Origin of the sequence: Sphingobacterium sp. JUb20 (genome assembly GCF_004342035.1) — a bacterium.
In the GTDB taxonomy this organism is placed as follows: domain Bacteria; phylum Bacteroidota; class Bacteroidia; order Sphingobacteriales; family Sphingobacteriaceae; genus Sphingobacterium; species Sphingobacterium anhuiense.
In genome coordinates, this window is record NZ_SLYV01000026.1 from 1 (window position 1) to 19,414 (window position 19,414).

Here is a 19,414-nt window from a genome sequence, read left to right on the forward strand (position 1 = left end):
CGGTACAGCAGGATCATCGTTACTATTACTATTACTATTACTATTACTATTACTATTACTATTACTATTACTATTACTATTACTATAGCTGATAAGGTGATTCATGTCTTCTCATGCTTTCCGCAGGGCCGACATCTTTACTTTATACTACAAAGGGATCTGAGAAGTGCTGGTGTTTTACTATAGCCCGCTACCCTCCGTACAGATACTCCGGAATAGGGCATACTATAACCTGATTGGGATTTGATTATTACTTAAGCTAGGATTTATAGAGAGATTACTGGGATTTTATAGGGGGTTAATAGGGCTTGACCACTACTAACCCTCTATAAACCCCCTCTTATACCCCTGTTATACCTCTACTATATTCGAACAAGATCCCTACTTGCTTATAACATGGTATCAACTCGCTAACAATAGTAGGTTTCTTTTTATTTACTTAAGTACAGTGTGATTTATGACGTTACTAATTACTTTAACGTCGTGCTATCATCTTATCAAAACAATGCTGCTCCATGAAGCAATCACACCTTGAAATCTCTTTAAATAAATGAAAGCTACAGCGTCCTTACGATGAGCATCGTAATATTAAGGAAAAATAAAATTGAAGTAAAAATCAAAATATACGCAAAGAAGCTATGATTCATTTTATTAAGGAAAAGGCCGAAAAATAAAAAAGTCATCTCCGTTGAGATGACCTTAATAATCTTATTCCATAAATATTTCAAAAGCCGATTTCTACTTTTTAAAAACCCAAAATCGCTGAAGTGTATAATTAAATCCCAAGGAAACAATAATCTCCACTATTACTTTGGAGACTAATGGATGTAAGTGCCATATATCATCCAATAAATAAATACCACCCGACTTTAATAAAATACTTCCTGCAACTACAACTACAAATTTACCGAGCTGCTGGCCCAACGGGGCGGCAGTATTATTGAAAGACCAATAACGGTTAATAACGAAATTAACAATGGCTCCTAAAGAGCCACTGATTACATTTGAAAATGCTGGAGAAAAACTCAGCACTTTATAACAAAAAGTATAAATACCAAAATCGGAAAGACCACCTACAAAAGCAGATAACTGCGCCTTAAAGAACTCTTTGATTTTTGGGTTCATATCTTATAAATTTTCTGACTCTTTAGTTTTCTTCTCTTCAGCATCTCTGATATCGCCTAAATCTAATAACTTCTTAGTATCAATAGAATTGATAACAAAAAGAATAGCACAGATACCCATCACTAAGTAATGAATTGCACCTACAAAAAATACTTCTATAAGTAAAACAAGACATATAATGACCCTGATTTCTGTAGGCCCAACAATTCCTGCATCTATTGTATACTTATCTGTTACCTTATAACGCAACAAAGAAAGAATCATGGCCCAGCCATACAAAGCTACCAATACAAAACCTGTTAATTCAAAATTACCTTTTGCATAAAATACATACCCCAGACCAATCAGTACCGTACTGATCCAATCCATTACAATATCCAGTGAAAATCCATACCATTTACGCGATTTATTTCTATAAAAAGCAATACGGCCATCAAGAGAGTCTCCGAACCATTGAATAAAAAAGCCTAGAATACCTAGCAGTAGATAATTAATGTCACAATATTGGGCCAAGATAAAACTTGCCATAATCATGACGGATCCAAATAGACCGATCGCTGTCAAACCATCGGACGAAATCCAATTTGGAATACGTGGAACTAAATATGAAATAAATTTCTGTTCCGGATTACTCAATATATTTGTTCTTTTTCTATCTTGAAAAAGTTTTTTATTTATTTTTTGACCACTCATCTCTCTTTTTATTATAACCAATTATTATCACGGTACCACTGAATTGTAACCTTCAGTCCAGCATCCAAATCATAACGCGGTCTATATTGAATATTTTCTTTTGACGAACTGATGTCACATGCCCAACTGGCTGCTGTCAATTCATTTAATCTTTCCGGATACAATACCGGTATGGTGCTGGAATTTTTATAAGCCCGCTCCATAACCTGAGCAACACCTTTCACAAGACTAAATGGAAGATGAAATCTATATAATGATTTTGAAGTGTATTTCTTGAAAATTGTCGCCATTTCATAACGACCATAAACTTGGCCGTCTGTAATATTGTAAGATTTTTTATCTCCATTATCGAGAAAACAAGCATTTAAAATAGCATCTGTCAGATCTCTCACAAAAACAAACGTTAATTTTTGGGGTGATTTCCCGATATAGGCATCAAATCCAGCATTTAATGTTTTAAATAAAACAAAAAGATCTTTCTCTTTGGGACCATATACAGCGGTGGGGCGAATAATAGAAAGCTTATTAGCCGCATATTTTTCAAGCATGCGTTCTGCTAACACCTTACTTCGACCATATGCAGTGACGGGATGATACTCATTTTGTTCATTGATCGCTGGTGCATCATAGGCCACCGGCCCAATAGCTGCCAAACTACTGATAAAAACAAAACGTTCAAGAGGAATATTAGCCTGAAATACCGCATCTGCTAAAACTTCAGTATAACCGACATTAACATCAACAAGATCCTGCTCATTCTTCGCTCTAGTCATAGCTGCTCCATGAACAATATAGGCATATTGCTCTTGCTCCAGCAGTTTCAATAATGAATCCTTATCTTTAAAATCAGGATAAACAAATTGATCAACAAAAGACTTTATTTCACTGACATCACTGGTTTTCCGAACAGCTGCATGCACCTCCAAACCTGCCTCACGGGCAGCTTGAACGAGATGATAACCGACAAAACCACTTGCGCCTGTGATTAGGATTTTTTTTCTCATAGCGCTTGCTCATACAAACGATAGCGTTTGTATAATTCTCCATTGATTTGCTCGATGGCGTGATTCATCATATAATTAGTATCAAGCATCCACGAGCATTCTGCTCCTTTGACGGTAAAGCCATCGCCAGAGTTTTTAATTATCCTACCATAAAGGCAGGCTTCTATTCCTAATTTACGATACTCATCCAATACGCCAAGCATCAAAACTCGAATTAGGTTTACCTTTTTCAATCCAAAGAGCAATTTAAAAATCCCAGTCGGCAATAGTCTACCACGTTTGATTTTAATTAGAATCTGATTGATATCCGGAATTCCTAAAGCGAATCCAATGACCTTTCCATCCTTTTCAGCCAATAAAGCATATCGAGGATCAACGATCATTTTCATTTCCTTTGCAGCGTAGTTAAATTCATCTTCCGTAAAAGGCACAAAACCTAAGTTTTTATCCCAAGCTTTATTATAGATCTCCCTAATTCGCTCGGTTTCATTTTTAAAATCCTTCAAGTTCATTTGACGAATCTTAATTCCCGAACGGTTTAATCGTTCTTCCAGTTTCTCCAACAACAGCACAGATCGTTTACTTGCTTTATTTTCCATCACTAGGTAGGCACGCAAATCAACTTTTTTTTGAAAACCTGCTTGAGTAACTAATTCTGGATAATAAGGAAAATTATAAGGCATCATCGCTACAGGTGGGCTATCAAATCCTTCGATCAATAGACCACAAGTATCATTAGTCGTTAAATTAATTGGACCAACAATATTAGTTCCACCTTTAGCTTTCACCCAATCCTTTGCTGCTTGAAACAAAGCATTTGCAACCTCTTGATCGTTAATACAATCAAAAAATCCCCATTGCCCTTCCTGCACTTGATTGAATGAATTATGATTAACATTCCAAATTGCGGCGATACGACCGACCAGTTTTTGATCTTTGTATGCTAAAAATAATTGTGTGGAGGAATGTTTGTAGAAAGGATGCTTACCAGGAGTAAGCAAATCATACTGAGCAAGATATAGCTCTGGTACATAATAAGGATTTTCCGCATATAAACTATGCGGAAAATCTATATATAACCGTTTCTGTTTCTTTGTTTCAACGGGAATAACCTGTATCATAATAGACACTTAGATTAAAGATTCAACATCTGCTAATTTGAAGACTTTTACCATCTTCTCAATAGCTTCATCAATTTGATCAAAGCTATGTGTTGCCATTAAAGAGAAACGAATCAATGATTCTTCTGCAGGAACAGCAGGTGAAACTACTGGATTAACAAAAACCCCATCGTCTTGAAGCATTTTGGTTACCCAGAATGTTTTCTCGTTATTTCTAATAAAGATCGGTAATATAGGGCTTTCTGTAGCACCTAAATCAAATCCACTTTCTAAAAGTAATTTTTTAGCATAATTTGTATTTGACCATAATTTCTCAATATGCTGAGGTTCGGTTTGTATAATCTCCAAAGCTTTCAATGTCGAAGCGACAGAAGCTGGTGTCATACTTGCACTGAACATAACTGAACGCGCAGAGTGTTTCAAGTAATCGATAACATCAGCATCGCCTGATACAAAGCCACCTAGAGAGGCAAATGATTTACTGAAAGTACCCATAATTAAGTCGGCACTGTCGGTTAGTCCAAAGTGAGAGGCAGTACCTGCACCTTTTTCTCCGATTACACCTAAACTATGTGCATCATCAACCATAACAGTTGCATCAAATTCATCTGCAATCTTTATCAATTCAGGCAAATTAACAATATCTCCCTCCATACTGAAGATACCATCCGTTGCAATCAATTTACCACTTTCTTCTGGTAATCTAGCAATTTTTGCACGCAGATCATTCATATCATTGTGTGCATACTTGATTACTTTAGAAAAAGATAATCTACTTCCATCAATGATAGAGGCATGATCACGTTCATCCAATAAGATATAATCATTGCGACCAGTAAGACATGATAATGGGCCCAAGTTTGATTGAAAACCTGTACTGAATAAAATAGTAGACTCTTTCCCCACATAAGCCGACAATTTCTCTTCAAGCTCCACATGAATATCTAAAGTACCATTTAAAAAACGAGATCCAGCACAACCGGTTCCATATTTTGCTAATGCGTCTTGAGAAGCTTTGATAATACGTTCATCCGTCGTTAACCCTAAATAAGAATTAGAACCAAACATCAAAACACGCTTGCCATCAATTTTCACTTCGGTATCCTGTCTCGACTGAATCGGTCTAAAATAAGCGTATAAGCCCTTAGCTTTTAATTCATTAACGATTTTAAATTGCGATATTCTCTCGCCTAATTTTCCTTTACTCATGCGATTAAAAGGTATTTCTTAAATTTTATAATTGTTTTTGATTGTAATGATTACCAAAATAATAGCTTCATCATCAACACTTTCAATTCCTACTTCCAAATAGATTAACACAAAATGACTTCATAATACTGCACGAAAAACAGTATTAAATCAAAAACGATGCAAACATACGAAAACAAAAGCTGACTTTCACTTAATGTTAGTCATATTTTTCACATATAAATATCGTAAAAATAATTTTAATTTAACACTTAAATTAAAATCCAAAAATAACAATGCTAAAAAAACACCATTATAATATTTATATTTGCTTTCCTATGTGATTACATTTAACAAACTTAATCTGGTTTGTATTGGAAATGGAATAGGAATAAATATATTAAGAAATTATGGCAATATCATCAGATATCAATATAAAAAATAAAAGAGCTTCATTTGAATACAACCTTCTGGACAGGTATGTTGCAGGAATACGTTTACTAGGCACTGAAATTAAATCAATTAGGGAAGGGAAAGCAAATATCAACGACAGTTTCTGCAACTTTTTCCATGATGGACTTTATTTGCGGAATATGCATATTGCCGAGTATTCGCATGGATCTTTTTACAATCATGAAGCAAAACGAGATCGCCAGTTGCTTTTAACAAAAAAAGAATTAAAAAAATTACGCGTGAAAGGTGAAGAGAAAGGCTTTACAATCGTTCCTTTACGTATTTTCATCAGTGCCAGAGGATTTGCAAAAGTCGAAATTGCCTTAGCACAAGGTAAAAAAGACTTTGACAAGCGTGATACAATTAAGGAAAGAGAAGGCAAAAGAGAGCTTGATAGGATGATGAAAAAATAAAATTTTATTCTCCTATTATATAAGCACCGGGTGTCACTCCCACCCTGCTTTTAAAGAGACGGACGAAGTAGTTTACATCATTAAATCCCAAACTAAAGCACGTCTCTTTAACACTTCTTGTTTTTCGTAATAAGCTCTTTGCCTGTTGCATACGCGTTCGTATGATATATTCGATAGGCGTTATTCCCAACTCATTCTTAAAAAGGCGAAATAGACTTGATTTACTCATATTTGCCTGCTTTTCCAAAATTTCCACAGTAATGGATTCTGAAAGGTTGGCATGTATATAGTTCCGAATATGCTGTAATACCGTGTTTGTTTTTGTCTTGGCAATATCAAGTGATAATAGTGACTGCGTCTGTAAAAGACGAATAACTAATTCATTAAATGCTAAATCTGCTAATGCATCTTTCAACACATTATCTCCCGTAATGGTCTGAAATAATTTATTAATTAAATCTGTCAATTCGGGTGTATTATAGAGATGGAATAAATTCATATCTAATTTCCAATCTGCTAAATGTTGTTCTTTGGGATAGCACTCATTTAAACGGTTGATCACACCGTCTATCTTACTTTTACTTATGGTCAGCGCCGTACATTGCGTAGGGTCGGTAAAAGTCGCTTCGGGAAAATCGATCTGCATCTTACTATAGGCTGGCAAAACCATGGTCTGACCCGGTAAATAATCAAAGGAATCCACCTGTTGCAAATGCATCACTTTTTTACCCTGAATCATATTGATCATTACCAGATCATCAAACTGTAACGCTACTTTTTCTGACGCCTTATATGTTTCAAAGACATTAAGCTCCAAATTTTCTAACGTAAAAGCTCTCCTATTTTCTACCAAAGTAGAAAGTTCATGACGCGACGAAAATGGTAATGTATTTACAAGCCTGTTATTTATCATATCCCTATCTTTTATTATAATTGGCTGGTAATCAAACTTAGACAAATTGTCTTAAATATCCAATAGTATTAACTTGATTAATAGAAATATTTGCTGACAGTGTTGCACCTATAGTGCTATCGTTTGAAACTATAATGCTATACGAGAACAATCGTTTTCGTTAAATTTGGTATTCAACAATTTGTATAACATTATAAAAATAAATATTATGGCAGCAATTCAAAGACCATCGTTTAAAGAACGTTATGGAAATTACATTGGTGGAGAATTTGTTCCACCTACATTAGGTAAATATTTTGACAATATTTCTCCCTTAGATGGAAAAGTATTTACACAAGTCGCACATTCTACAAAAGAAGATTTAGAACTAGCTGTTGATACTGCCGCGAAAGCATTTGAAACTTGGGGAAAGACTTCAGCAACCGAAAGAAGCATCATTTTAAATAAAATAGCAGACCGCATCGAACAGAATTTAGAATATATTGCCACAGTGGAAACTGTTGACAACGGAAAAGCTGTTCGCGAAACATTAAATGCCGATATTCCTTTAGCCATTGATCACTTCCGTTATTTTGCAAGTGTTATCCGTGCTGAAGAAGGTTCACTAAGTGAATTGGATCAAAATACGGTGTCTCTTATTGTGCATGAACCTATTGGTGTGATCGCGCAGATTATCCCTTGGAACTTCCCTATTCTGATGGCTGTATGGAAATTAGCTCCTGCATTAGCTGCAGGTAACTGTGTGGTTCTAAAACCTGCGGAAAGTACCCCAACATCAATTCTTGTTTTAATGGAAATAATCGGTGATTTACTTCCTCCTGGTGTTGTTAACATCGTGAATGGTTTTGGTGGTGAATTAGGTCGCGCATTAGTAACAAACCCTAAAGTTTCTAAAGCTGCATTTACAGGTTCTACCGCAACAGGTCGTATGGTAATGCAGTATGCAACTGAAAATATCATTCCTGTAACATTGGAATTGGGCGGTAAATCTCCAAATGTTTTCTTCAGTTCTGTCATGGACCACGACGATGCATTTTTAGACAAAGCAATTGAGGGAGCTGTTCTGTTTGCATTAAATCAAGGTGAAATTTGCACTTGTCCATCGCGTTTATTGATTCAGGAGGATATTTACGAACGCTTTATTGCTAAAGTAATAGACCGTGTGAATCAAATTAAAGTTGGTGATCCTTTGGACCCTGAGACTATGATGGGTGCACAGGCTTCAAAAATCCAAAAGGATAAAATCATGTCCTATATTAAATTGGGTAAAGAAGAGGGGGCAGAAGTATTAACTGGTGGCGATGAGAACCATTTGGGTGATGGCTTAGAAGATGGTTATTATATCAAACCAACTTTATTTAAGGGTCATAACAAAATGCGTATTTTCCAAGAGGAAATATTCGGCCCGGTATTAGCAGTAACTACATTTAAAGATGAAAAAGAGGCTTTAGAAATTGCTAATGATACCATTTATGGGCTGGGAGCTGGTGTATGGACACGAGATGCTCATCAACTATACCAAATCCCGCGCGCTATCCAGGCTGGACGTGTATGGGTCAACCAATATCACTCTTATCCTGCAGGCGCTCCTTTTGGTGGTTATAAGCAATCGGGTATCGGACGTGAGAATCATAAAATGATGCTCGACCATTATCGTCAAACAAAAAATATGCTGATTTCTTATAGCAAAGAGAAACTTGGATTTTTCTAATCAGCAAAACACAATATTAAAAAATGGGGTTATCGATATAATCCCATTTTTTAATTTCTTATGATACTGATATAAAAGCAATATATGATGACAGAGCGTTTAGCAGTTACTGAAAAAGCCAAAGAACTGATTCGTGAATTAGTAGCTCAACACGGAGATCTGATGTTCTATCAGGCCGGAGGATGTTGCGAGGGCACACAGCCTCAATGTTTTGAAAAAGGGGGATACTATCCCAGAATGAATGATGCTATGATCGGGCTTGCTGAAGGTTATGAATTTTGGATCGATCGGGATTTATTTGAATATTGGAAATTTTCACATTTCACACTTGATGTACTTGATGGGTTTGGCCCGGGGGGATTTTCTTTAGAGTCTTCTTTGGGGAAAACTTTCAAAGTACACTATAGGCTATTTACTGAGGAAGAGTTAAACGAACTATCTCCTATAAAACGTATGGAATAACACGACCTGTTATTCCATACGCAATTTAGGATATCCGATATACTAATCTTCGATTTCCAGTCCCTGTAAAACTGGTATCGGCTTTTTATTGTCATCTAAGGCAACAAATGAGAAAACACCCTTCACCGCTAATTCTCTTCCATCTTTGTACATATCTTCTAAGAAGATCTCCACTTTTACCTTTAAGCTAGTTCTTCCTACATGTATTACTTCCGCAATAGCTTCAATCATACTACCTGCAGGGATTGCTTTTTCAAAATCAATCTTATCTGAGGAAACAGTTACGAGTGCTTTTCTACAAAACCGTGTTGCACACATAAAAGTTACCTCGTCCATGATCGCCATGGCTTTACCACCAAATAATGTTGCGTGGTGATTTGTTGTAAACGGAAAAACAGTTATAAAATGATGTGTTCTCGACTGTTCAATTCTTTCTTGTAATGTCATTTTTGTTTAATTTCTTCCTTGTTCTACGTCGACTCCAATACCTTTTAACAACATTGAAGCATTAAATATTTTACACTCTCCTATTTTCAGTTTATAATCGAATAGCATTTCTCCTTGGATCACCTGTATATCAAAGTGGTAATTCTTTACAACCTGCGGATATTCATCGGCTAACGTTGATAATTGCAGATCATGCGTTGCAACCATTCCCTTTCCTTTTTCTGTAATCAATTTTTTGATAATAGCTCTAGATCCTAAGTATTTATCAACAGAATTAGTTCCTCTTAACATCTCATCGATTAAAAAGAAACTATCGTTGCGTTCCGCTACAGTTTCTAAAATAAATTTCATACGGTCCAATTCTGCTTTAAAAGTTGACGTACTTTCATTCAGATTATCCTTAATGCGCATATAAGATATCAAATGAAACATCGGAATTTTGAAAGATCTTGCTGGCACTACTGCTCCCGCATAAGCCAAAACAGCATTTATACCGACAGTACGCAGAAATGTACTCTTTCCAGCCATATTGGATCCTGTCACCAAAGCGATTTCATGGTCAGCATTGGTATAGGTATTGGCAATAGATTTATCAGAAGCAATCAAGGGATGCGCCAAATCGACAGCTTCTATGGGTGTCTCCAGATGGTCAAGAATAATTGGGGTAGTCCATTCAGCATGATTACGCTTCCAAGTACCTAAACTCACCAAAGCCTCTACTTCTGCTAAAGTATCAAAAGCTTCCAAAATATTAGCTTGATACTTAGCTTTCCAGTCTACAATGGCCAATACCTGCTTAAAATCCCATAAAAATATCAGATTTAAAACTGTCCCGACCATCATGTTGTTTCGGGCATCCAGATTACTGATCAGCTTACCCAATTTCTTGAACGCATGGGAAACCGAATCTGATGACCCCTCTATTTTTAATTTTTCCTGTAATTCCTGGTTACGGTTCGCTGTCCAAGCCCTATTTTCGACCAGTTCCATACTTGCGGCATATGAATCCAGCAGATTTCCTACTTTATCGATCCGACTGGAAAAAAAAGAAATTTTGCCACCATTGAACATTGACCAAAGGATATGGATCAATCCTATGATGACTGGGAGGTATGCCACAGATGGAACAAAAACGGCTAAAACGACCGATCCTATAAATATAAAAGGGGCAAGCTTAACATAGATCCGCATAATTGCGCTTCCGAATGTAAAATCTCCGGACTCAAAATAGGTTGCTAAAAAAGACTTTACATCTAGCTTCTGATTCAGATTTGATAAAAGCTTTGCTTGAAAATCCTGACTCCAACGCATATCACTAGCTATTTCAGCTGCAGCTTCCTGACGTTTCACAATCTCGCCACGCTTTGCATCATTAAGTAACCAACTACCTAATACCGCTATACTCAGTTTTGTAGTTGAGCGGTTTAATAACTCAAATAGCGAATGATTTCCTACAATGTCCAGATCGGAGCTGTAAGGATGCTTACCATCTTCCAGATGCATACCGTTATCGTAGATATTGACTCCTGTATTTGCTAGCGTTAGCTCATTGACATTGACCGCTAATAACGCTTTCTGGTAATCACTTATTTTTTCTAATTTACTTTGTCTATTAACCAAAAAAGCAAAAAGAAATATCAGTGCAAAAAATAAAATCAATACAAGAACAAGATTTTCAAGCTGAAATGAATAGAATAGCGCTGCCCCACCAAAAATAATAACACCGAGGCGATAAAAACTATTCTTATTGATCACTCTGTCGAGCTTTTTTACTTCCTGTTCAATCTGTTCCTTATTGCTAAGATATAAATCCATTATTTTATCTTTCATTGAAGTATAATTTGTTGTTTAACGGTAATGAAGCGAGCATAAGCATACTCCTCCCCAAAAGCAATACATATGCTCATGCTCGCTTCCATCTGAATATAATTATTTATGAGTATCCATTTTCAACGGCATTATAGGCACGTTACACTCATTTTGTTTACTTTTTATTAATTATTTAAGGCATTCACATCTTCTTTACCAGCAGTTTGATGTATCATTAGTTATTAGATGCACGCAGTAAAACTGCCTCATTAATTTGATGCATTGAGATCACAGTGCTATTCTTTATCATCAGCCCTATATTCGTCATTTCTCTGAACATTTAATAGTAAGAAGGGATCATAATCCAAATCGCTAAAAAAAAGCCTGGTTATTACCAAGCTTGATCCCCAACCAAAGGGACAAATCTAAATGTATCTAATTCAATTCTATCAAAATCATTCTCACCAACCCGAATGATTGTGACCATTTTTTGTTCTTTCTCATCACCTACCGGTATTACAAATATACCCCCTATTTTTAACTGCTTCAGCATAATCTCGGGTACAAATGGAGCACCCGCAGTTACGATAATCTTATCATATGGTGCATGCTGTTCAATTCCTTTAGAACCGTCCCCACAGAAAAAATGGGGTTTATATCCCATATATGGCAATACCTGTATGGTTCTATTATATAAATTTTCTTGTCGTTCTATGGTATAAACCTGAGCGCCTAGCTCCAGCAGTATACAAGTTTGATATCCCGAACCTGTTCCTATTTCTAAAACCTTATCTCCTTTTTTAACATGCAGCAGTTCCGATTGATAAGCAACAGTATACGGTTGAGATATCGTTTGTCCATCGCCGATTGGAAATGCGATATCTTTATATGCTTGATTCCAAAAGGTTTCATCAAAGAAAAAATGACGTGGTACTTTAGCAATGGCATTCAGCACATTCTGGTCACTAATACCTCTTGTCTTCAGCAGCTGCACCAATTGCTTACGAGCACCTTTTTCTCTATAATTATCTACAAATTTATACGCCATTATGACTCAAAAATACTATTGTTATTTAACAATTACCACTACAAGAACTTTTTCATAACTAATCAATTAGCCTGCAAGCTATTTCATTTGAAAAGAATAATTTTTGGCTAATTTCATCTACCGATTCCTCTAATAAGGATCTACATCGATCACAATGCGTGAACCCGTGTTTGCTTTATCTGCAATAAAATCATTCTTCACCATCTTAATCAGATCTTTTACTTTAACAATACTGATGTTATTGCGTTCAATTTTCAATGTGATCGTCTGAATAAAATAATTACGTACTCTTCCTACTAAAGGGGTTTCTGGTCCAAGAACCCGTGAACCTAATTGCTGGCGCAGACCTGACGCAAATTTTTTAGCTCCGTCATAACATTTCTGGATATCCATATGCTTAATATCAATTCTGATCACACGGTAGAACGGCGGATATGCGAAATTTTTACGTTCAATGATCTCCGTATCAAACATGGCTTGATAATCATGCGCAACAACCTGTTCTAACACACGGTGTTTTGGTGTGTAAGTCTGAATGATAACCTGTCCTCCTGCCTCTCTTCTTCCTGCACGTCCTGCGACCTGCAAGAAAAGTGAAAAAGCTCTTTCATAGGCTCTAAAATCAGGAAAATTAATCATGGTATCTGCATTGATGATACCGATTAAGCTGACCTTTCCAAAATCCAGTCCTTTTGCAACCATTTGTGTACCGATCAGAATATCAAATTCATGTTCATCAAAAGCACCTATAATTTTATCAAAACCATTTTTCCCTTTTGTAGAATCTAGATCCAAACGTCCTATTCGGACATTAGGCATCAGTAATTCCAGTTCTTCCTCTACACGCTCGGTTCCAAAACCTTTACTTTCGATATGTGGCATACCACATGCGGGGCAGATTTTAATTGGAGGTTCCACGTGGCCACAGTAATGGCAATGCATCATGTTTGAACTCTTATGATAAGTCATACTGACATCACAGTTCACACATTTAGCTACAAAACCACAGGTGTTACATTGAATTATGGTGGTATGTCCACGTCGATTCTGAAATAGAATCACTTGTTCCTTACGTTCCAATGCTCCTTCTATAGCTTTTAATAAAGTACCCGAGAAGTATGAAAACATATTTTCCTTTCTTCCTTCTTGCGGTATATCGACAATATGGATTTCTGGCAATTGTGCTTGACCAAAACGTTCTAAAAGCTGTACAAAACCATATTTCTTGGATTTTGCATTATAGAAACTTTCAATAGATGGTGTTGCAGAACCTAGTAAGACTTTAGTCTGATGAATATACCCCAAATATATCGCTGTATCACGAGCATGATAGCGCGGTGCGGGATCATATTGTTTGTAAGAACTCTCATGCTCTTCATCGACAATAATAATTCCCAGATCTTGAAAAGGTAAAAACACGGAAGAACGGGCGCCTACGATAACCTTAAATTCGTTTTTCATTACCTTATGCCATACCTCAGCACGTTCGTTATCATTAAATTTCGAATGATATACACCAAGTTTATCGCCAAAATGCAATTTGAGACGTGCGGTAATCTGTGATGTTAAAGCTATTTCAGGCAGTAAATATAGGGCTGAATGACCTCTTGCCAATGCTTCCTCAATCAATCTGATATAGAGTTGTGTTTTCCCCGATGCTGTCACACCATGCAATAAGGTGACATCTTTAGTTTCAAAGCACTGATGAATTTCGTCAAAAACACGTTTTTGATTATCATTAAATTCAAAATTAGCCTCCAATTCGAGATCTTCTCCTTGAAAACGGCTGACGACTTTCTCTTTAACCTGAAATACGCCTTTATCAACTAATGCTGTAATGGCGCCCGAACCACATCCCGATGCTTCCATTATCATCTGTCGGGTAACATCCACTCCTTTTTTCAACAATTGCATGAAACCCAATACGGCATCCTGCTGTTTTGGAGCTCGATTTAAGGCATCTAATAAGTTCCGTTTACCATCTTCATCCCGAAATTCCGGAGCAAAAGAGAAAAAAACTTTAGTCTTTGGTTTATATCGTTCAGTAATCTCTTCAGAAATCAATATTATTCCCTTATCAAACATCGCTTTCAATATGGGGAAAACAGACTTTTGACTCAATAGCTTAACGATATCATTTACTTTTAATTCACCGGCCACCTCAAGTGCTTCAATGATCAGATACTCTTTATCTGTCAAAGTCGAACGGTCGAAATCTTCTGGAATAGCCGAGGCGATCTTAGTTTCACTTGCCAATTTCAAAGCAGAGGGTAAAGCAGCTTGCATAACCTCTCCCAATGAACACATATAATAATCGGATATCCAGTCCCACAACTGTAGTTGTGCACCATCTACGATAGGTTTTTCATCAATGATGTCTAAAATATACTTTGCTTCATAATGCTTTGGCGCCTCTTTCGTTATTTGTTTTACAATAGCAGAATAGATTTTATTCTTTCCAAATTGCACCATAACACGAACACCGACCTGGATTTTATCATTCCATTCAACTGGAATTCGGTAAGTATAGGTATTCGCTAATGCTAAAGGCAAAATAACATCAACAAAAACAGTTGCTCGGTCTGTAAAAAATAAGTTTTGAGGCTCTGGCATATTCATTTCAAGTATCATGTAAAATTACTAAAAAATAAGCCCTCGAAAAAACGTTAATTTCTCCGAGGGCTCATCTTACGGTAATAAAACCGTTAAATTATGACTTATTCTTTAATGCAGCAACGAAAAGTGCTGCCCAACCTACTATAAAGGCGACCCCACCCAGCGGTGTTATTGGGCCAAGAATAGCTGGGTTTCCAAAACCTGTAATTTCGCGCACACTTAACAGATATAAAGAACCTGAAAAGAAAAGTAATCCAATTATAAAGGCTATAAATGAGACACGGATAGATGCAGTTTTTGCCCGCGAAAAAGTGGACAGAAACAACAAAGCCAAAGTATGGTAAAAATGGTACTGATTGGCAGTTTTCCAAGTTTCGATATGTTGTTCACTAATCTTACCTTCTAAACCATGCGCACCAAAAGCGCCTAAAATAACAGCTAGTGCACCAAAAAATGCAGCCACTAGGATGATTCTCTTATTCATTAATCGAAAATTACGTCTATATTTTATTAATGCTGGATAAATGTATCAAATCTTCCTCAGAAAAGGAGAATATTTGTTAAATTTATTGTTACAAAGGAGTACTTACATTTGTGACAACTCAGGTTCCAGATATTTTTTAGTACGTTTGTTATTAGATATGAGAAATACGATTATTGTTACTGTCCTACTTTTTATAGCCGTAGTTGCGGCTTCCATCTACTACTTCTCCGACAGCAGCAGCAAGCAAGAAACTGCGACAAAAACACTCCAGTATTTACCTGCTGATACCTACTTTATTGCAGCTTTCAGAAATAACGAAACAACGGATACAATTTTCCAGAATTTCGAACTGTTTGAAGCAATTCAGGGAAAACAAGATTTTGACAATCTCAAAACAATTAAGCAGGATTTCTTAAGTGCGGCATCGATTAAAGGCAAAGTGCAAGATGTGGAAGTCATTCTTTCCTATCACCCTACAAAATCGGGTATTACATCATTATATACGGTCGGTCTGAATGAAAAAATAAACGATAAGACCTTAGAAGCTTTATTTCAAGGTGTAGATAAGAAATACAAGAAAAATCAAACTGACACGCTAGGTCACCGCATTTACAGTTTTGATAGGGGTATTAAAGATTCTGTGCTGTTCTGTACACTTCATGAAAATATTCTTTTTGCTGGCTATAATCCTTCAATTATCCATCAGGTCATTGATAAATCGGTTAAAAAATTAGATCATAAGCAAATTGAATTCTTCATCAGTCAAAACAGTAAGAATACTCCGTTAAGTCTTTATTTTAGTAATAATCAAATTGCAGCTCTAGCAAAAAAAATCATGCGCAGTAAGTTTGGCATGTATCTTAATCAAATTGATTCATTACAAGGATCTACAGCCTGGAATCTAAACTTCAAAGATGATGCATTAATTTTTAAAGGAGAAACGCAGCTTAACCTGAATCAGCATAACTATCTGCAACTTTTTGCTCATCAATCACCACAAGTGCAAACTTTAGCTAATTTTTTACCAAAAAACACCTCTTCCTACATTAACTATAGCCTTTCTGATATCAATAGCTTTCATCGCTCACTTAGCGATTTATTTACCTATCGAAAGGAAGCTGATAAAATTAAGAGCCATCAAAAGCTCATTGAGAATGAAGGAAAAGTAATCTTTCAAACTGATATTTTACCTTTATGGAATGATGAATTTGCAATTGCGGAATTGGATAATGAGAATATTCTAGGTCTTGTTAGTTTAGCTGATAGCAGTAAATTTATAGAAACTTCAAAAAAAATAAGCAGCAATCAAGGAGATGATATCTACCAATTTGATTATTCCAACATTCTTTATTCAAGTTTCGGAGATCCCTTCAAAAGTTTTCAGCGTCCATACTTTACAAGAATCGGAAAAGTACTTGTTGTGGCAAATCAGACCGGTGTTCTACGAAAGTACCGCCAGGCTTATTTCGATAACCAGATGATGTCTGGAACAGCCATCTTCAAGAATCATAGTGCCATTCAGAGCAACAGAGCGAATGTTACGTTTTATATCGAACCTGAAACAGCGAAGAATACAATCATTAATAACTTAAAGTCGGAGTATGCTAAAAACTTCAGAGATAAGGAACTTTTTGGTTATCAAAATTTTTACTCGACTTCTTTGCAAGTAAGTGGAAATGCTGGTGGATTTATTTCAGGTTTTTATGCCTTATACAAATCTAAAAATCGTTTTGGAGGGACTGCGGCATGGACATTTCAAATGAACTCAAAATTAATCAATAATCCTTGGGTATTTAATCAGACTGAAAACAGCAAATTTATTTTAGTACAAGAGCAGGATCATACGGTCTATGCACTCAGCCCTTCTGGTAAAGAATTATGGAAAACACTCTTTCATGGAGAAATTTTAGGGCAACCGATTCAAATGCAGGACCGTAGTATACTGTTGAATACCAGAAGTCGTCTGTATCGTTTTTCTCCTGATGGAAAGTTAATACCTGGTTTTTCTGTGGGTTTACCGAGCAATGCCTCTGCAGGTCTTACACTGACAAATTTCAACAATGAAAAAAGAATCTATATTCCGTGCTCAAACCAGATAGCTGTATACGATCTGACGGGAAAAAAGATCGAAGATTGGAAAAATCCAAGCTTGGACAGCAAAATTTTATTTGATTTGAAAGCAGCTACAATTGCTAATCAAAATTTTATCATTGCAGGAACCAGCCAAGGGTCAGTTTACTTTTTTAATGAAGCTGGTACTCTTATCCGTAAAGAAGAGCTTAATGTCAATGGGCAAACGTTAAAGAACCCAATTGGGTTGATAACAACTTCGGATATGAAGAATTCCTTTGTTATTGTACCGAAAGATAAAGGAGAAGTGATTAAAGTTCCTTTCGAGGGGGATCCGATCAAATTAAAAATTGGCGATTGGGGCACAAATTTTACGTTCAACTTTGAAGATGTAAGTGGCAGTGCGGATAAAGATTACGTTGTTCTTAGTGACAATAATCTATCTGTGTATAACCAGAAAGATAGCACTAAATATTTTGCATACAAATTTGTGGACGATGTCAGCAACAGACCTTTATTCTTTAAAGTGACAAACAATAACGATCTTGTTGCTGTAGGTACAGATAACCGTATGATTTATATCTTCAATGAAGATGGTCTTGTAAGAAATGGCTTTCCTGTAGAAGGTATGTCAAAATTCTATTTTGGTCCTATCGATTTCGGGAATAATTCATCGTATTTAATTAGCTCTAAACGAGATCACAAAATTTATGTTTATAAATTTTAACAAATTGTATTTCAAAAATTTAAAAACAAAAATCAAAAATCAAAAACGTCTCAAATGTTTATAAAAAAATGCTATAAATATTTTTTTTTATAGTAGGTTTGCAGACTTAATACGAATATGCTGACATCAGAACAACTAAAAACACTTTTATCAGAACCTAAAAGAATTGTAATCACTACGCACTTCAAGCCGGATGGCGATGCGCTGGGTTCTTCATTAGGTCTATTTTATTGGCTAAAAGCCCATAAACATGATGTAAGCCTTATCGTTCCATCCGATTTCCCATCCTTTTTAGACTGGTTACCGGGTTTAGAACATGTGCGCATTTACACCAAAGAAGTACAAGAAAATCAAAAATTAATTGCCGATGCTGAAATCATTTTCTGCCTTGATTTTAATGGACTGTCCCGTATCCATGATATGGCAGTTCCTGTTGAAAACGCGACAGGTATAAAATGTATGATTGACCACCATCTTGAACCTCAAGGTTTTCATGATTATGAATATTGGGATCCTAAAGCTGCGGCAACTGCACAGCTAATTTTCAGATTTATAACAACAGAAATGCAAGATGCTGGCAGTATCTCTGCAGATATGGCAACCTGCCTGTATACAGGCATTATGACCGACACAGGTTCATTCCGTTTCCGTTCTACGACTTCAGAAATACACCGTATAATCGCGAGCTTGATCGATTGTGGCGCAGAGAACTGGGCTATTCACGAGCTGATCTATAACAGTTCTTCGGAAGGAAGGTTAAAATTCTTAGGATACTGCTTACTCAATCGTTTAGAAGTATTCCCTGAATATAATACAGCCATGATTTATGTCACCCAAGAAGATTTGAAAAAGTTCGAAGTGATTACTGGAGATACCGAAGGACTTGTCAATTATGCGTTATCAATTAAAGGAATTCGATTAGCTGCATTAATTATTGACAGAACTGAACAAATTAAATTATCTTTGCGCTCGATTGGTGATGTTCCATGCAATGAAATCTGCAAAACATATTTTAATGGCGGTGGTCATCTCAATGCATCTGGAGGAAATTCACATGATGATCTACAAACGGTTATCAGTACATTTAAATCCGCTTTACCAAATTATAAAGAAATATTAACAAAATAAGA

Annotated in this window: 16 protein-coding genes; 5 read left to right on the forward strand and 11 right to left on the reverse strand. The window is 36.1% G+C overall.

The features are described 5' to 3' along the window. Positions 1-738: 738 nt before the first annotated feature. The 5 genes from EDF66_RS25295 to spt are packed head-to-tail and all read right to left on the reverse strand — an operon-like array spanning position 739 to position 5,152. Positions 739-1,125 carry a GtrA family protein gene (locus tag EDF66_RS25295; protein ID WP_021190541.1) on the reverse strand — a complete coding sequence of 129 codons (387 nt, stop codon included), beginning with the start codon at positions 1,123-1,125 and terminating at the stop codon, positions 739-741. A gap of 3 nt (positions 1,126-1,128) precedes the next feature. Further along, positions 1,129-1,818, reverse strand: a complete 690-nt coding sequence (locus tag EDF66_RS25300; RefSeq protein ID WP_132768988.1) for a CDP-alcohol phosphatidyltransferase family protein — start codon at positions 1,816-1,818, stop codon at positions 1,129-1,131. 11 nt (positions 1,819-1,829) lie between these two features. Then, a complete protein-coding gene (locus tag EDF66_RS25305; protein ID WP_132846038.1) occupies positions 1,830-2,822 on the reverse strand; it encodes an NAD-dependent epimerase/dehydratase family protein in 993 nt (330 codons plus the stop codon). Then, positions 2,819-3,943: a hypothetical protein gene (locus EDF66_RS25310; RefSeq protein WP_132846040.1), complete on the reverse strand. Its 1,125-nt coding sequence runs from the start codon at positions 3,941-3,943 to the stop codon at positions 2,819-2,821. The genes EDF66_RS25305 and EDF66_RS25310 overlap by 4 nt, the downstream gene beginning before the upstream one ends. Positions 3,944-3,952: 9 nt before the next feature. Then, complete coding sequence (gene spt / locus EDF66_RS25315) at positions 3,953-5,152, reverse strand: serine palmitoyltransferase (RefSeq protein WP_021190543.1); 1,200 nt, start codon at positions 5,150-5,152, stop codon at positions 3,953-3,955. Between the two features lie 389 nt (positions 5,153-5,541). Between spt and smpB the strand changes: the two genes are divergently transcribed. Beyond that, positions 5,542-5,997, forward strand: coding sequence for an SsrA-binding protein SmpB (smpB, locus tag EDF66_RS25320; protein ID WP_132768994.1), 456 nt, complete (start codon positions 5,542-5,544; stop codon positions 5,995-5,997). Positions 5,998-6,001: 4 nt separating this feature from the next. On the opposite strand, the gene EDF66_RS25325 is transcribed toward smpB, so the two are convergent. Next, positions 6,002-6,910 (reverse strand): helix-turn-helix domain-containing protein, encoded by a 909-nt coding sequence (locus tag EDF66_RS25325; RefSeq protein WP_021190547.1) that lies wholly within the window; start codon positions 6,908-6,910, stop codon positions 6,002-6,004. Between the two features lie 208 nt (positions 6,911-7,118). Here EDF66_RS25325 and EDF66_RS25330 point away from each other — a divergent pair, with 208 nt between their 5' ends. Both EDF66_RS25330 and EDF66_RS25335 read left to right on the forward strand, forming a co-directional pair. After that, on the forward strand, positions 7,119-8,621 hold the full coding sequence (locus tag EDF66_RS25330; RefSeq protein WP_132846042.1) for an aldehyde dehydrogenase family protein: 1,503 nt from the start codon (positions 7,119-7,121) through the stop codon (positions 8,619-8,621). 84 nt (positions 8,622-8,705) lie between these two features. Further along, entirely contained in the window at positions 8,706-9,083 is a 378-nt protein-coding gene (locus EDF66_RS25335) for a DUF779 domain-containing protein (protein ID WP_243656144.1), read from the forward strand. A 42-nt stretch (positions 9,084-9,125) separates the two neighbouring features. Here EDF66_RS25335 and EDF66_RS25340 read toward each other — a convergent pair whose 3' ends face one another. From EDF66_RS25340 to EDF66_RS25360, 5 genes are all read right to left on the reverse strand, one after another. Next, a complete protein-coding gene (locus tag EDF66_RS25340; RefSeq protein WP_132769000.1) occupies positions 9,126-9,530 on the reverse strand; it encodes an acyl-CoA thioesterase in 405 nt (134 codons plus the stop codon). A 6-nt stretch (positions 9,531-9,536) separates the two neighbouring features. Next, a complete protein-coding gene (locus tag EDF66_RS25345; RefSeq protein ID WP_021190550.1) occupies positions 9,537-11,360 on the reverse strand; it encodes a MutS-related protein in 1,824 nt (607 codons plus the stop codon). 370 nt (positions 11,361-11,730) lie between these two features. Then, complete coding sequence (locus EDF66_RS25350; protein WP_021190551.1) at positions 11,731-12,387, reverse strand: protein-L-isoaspartate(D-aspartate) O-methyltransferase; 657 nt, start codon at positions 12,385-12,387, stop codon at positions 11,731-11,733. Between the two features lie 129 nt (positions 12,388-12,516). Continuing rightward, the gene (priA, locus tag EDF66_RS25355; RefSeq protein ID WP_231577372.1) at positions 12,517-15,018 is read right to left on the reverse strand and encodes a primosomal protein N'; all 2,502 of its coding nucleotides are present in this window, start codon (positions 15,016-15,018) and stop codon (positions 12,517-12,519) included. A 79-nt stretch (positions 15,019-15,097) separates the two neighbouring features. Beyond that, positions 15,098-15,487: a DUF423 domain-containing protein gene (locus tag EDF66_RS25360; protein WP_021190553.1), complete on the reverse strand. Its 390-nt coding sequence runs from the start codon at positions 15,485-15,487 to the stop codon at positions 15,098-15,100. Between the two features lie 157 nt (positions 15,488-15,644). Between EDF66_RS25360 and EDF66_RS25365 the strand changes: the two genes are divergently transcribed. Continuing rightward, positions 15,645-18,284, forward strand: coding sequence for a hypothetical protein (locus EDF66_RS25365; RefSeq protein WP_132846043.1), 2,640 nt, complete (start codon positions 15,645-15,647; stop codon positions 18,282-18,284). A gap of 117 nt (positions 18,285-18,401) precedes the next feature. Next, positions 18,402-19,412: a DHH family phosphoesterase gene (locus EDF66_RS25370; RefSeq protein ID WP_132846045.1), complete on the forward strand. Its 1,011-nt coding sequence runs from the start codon at positions 18,402-18,404 to the stop codon at positions 19,410-19,412. Positions 19,413-19,414 lie beyond the last annotated feature (2 nt).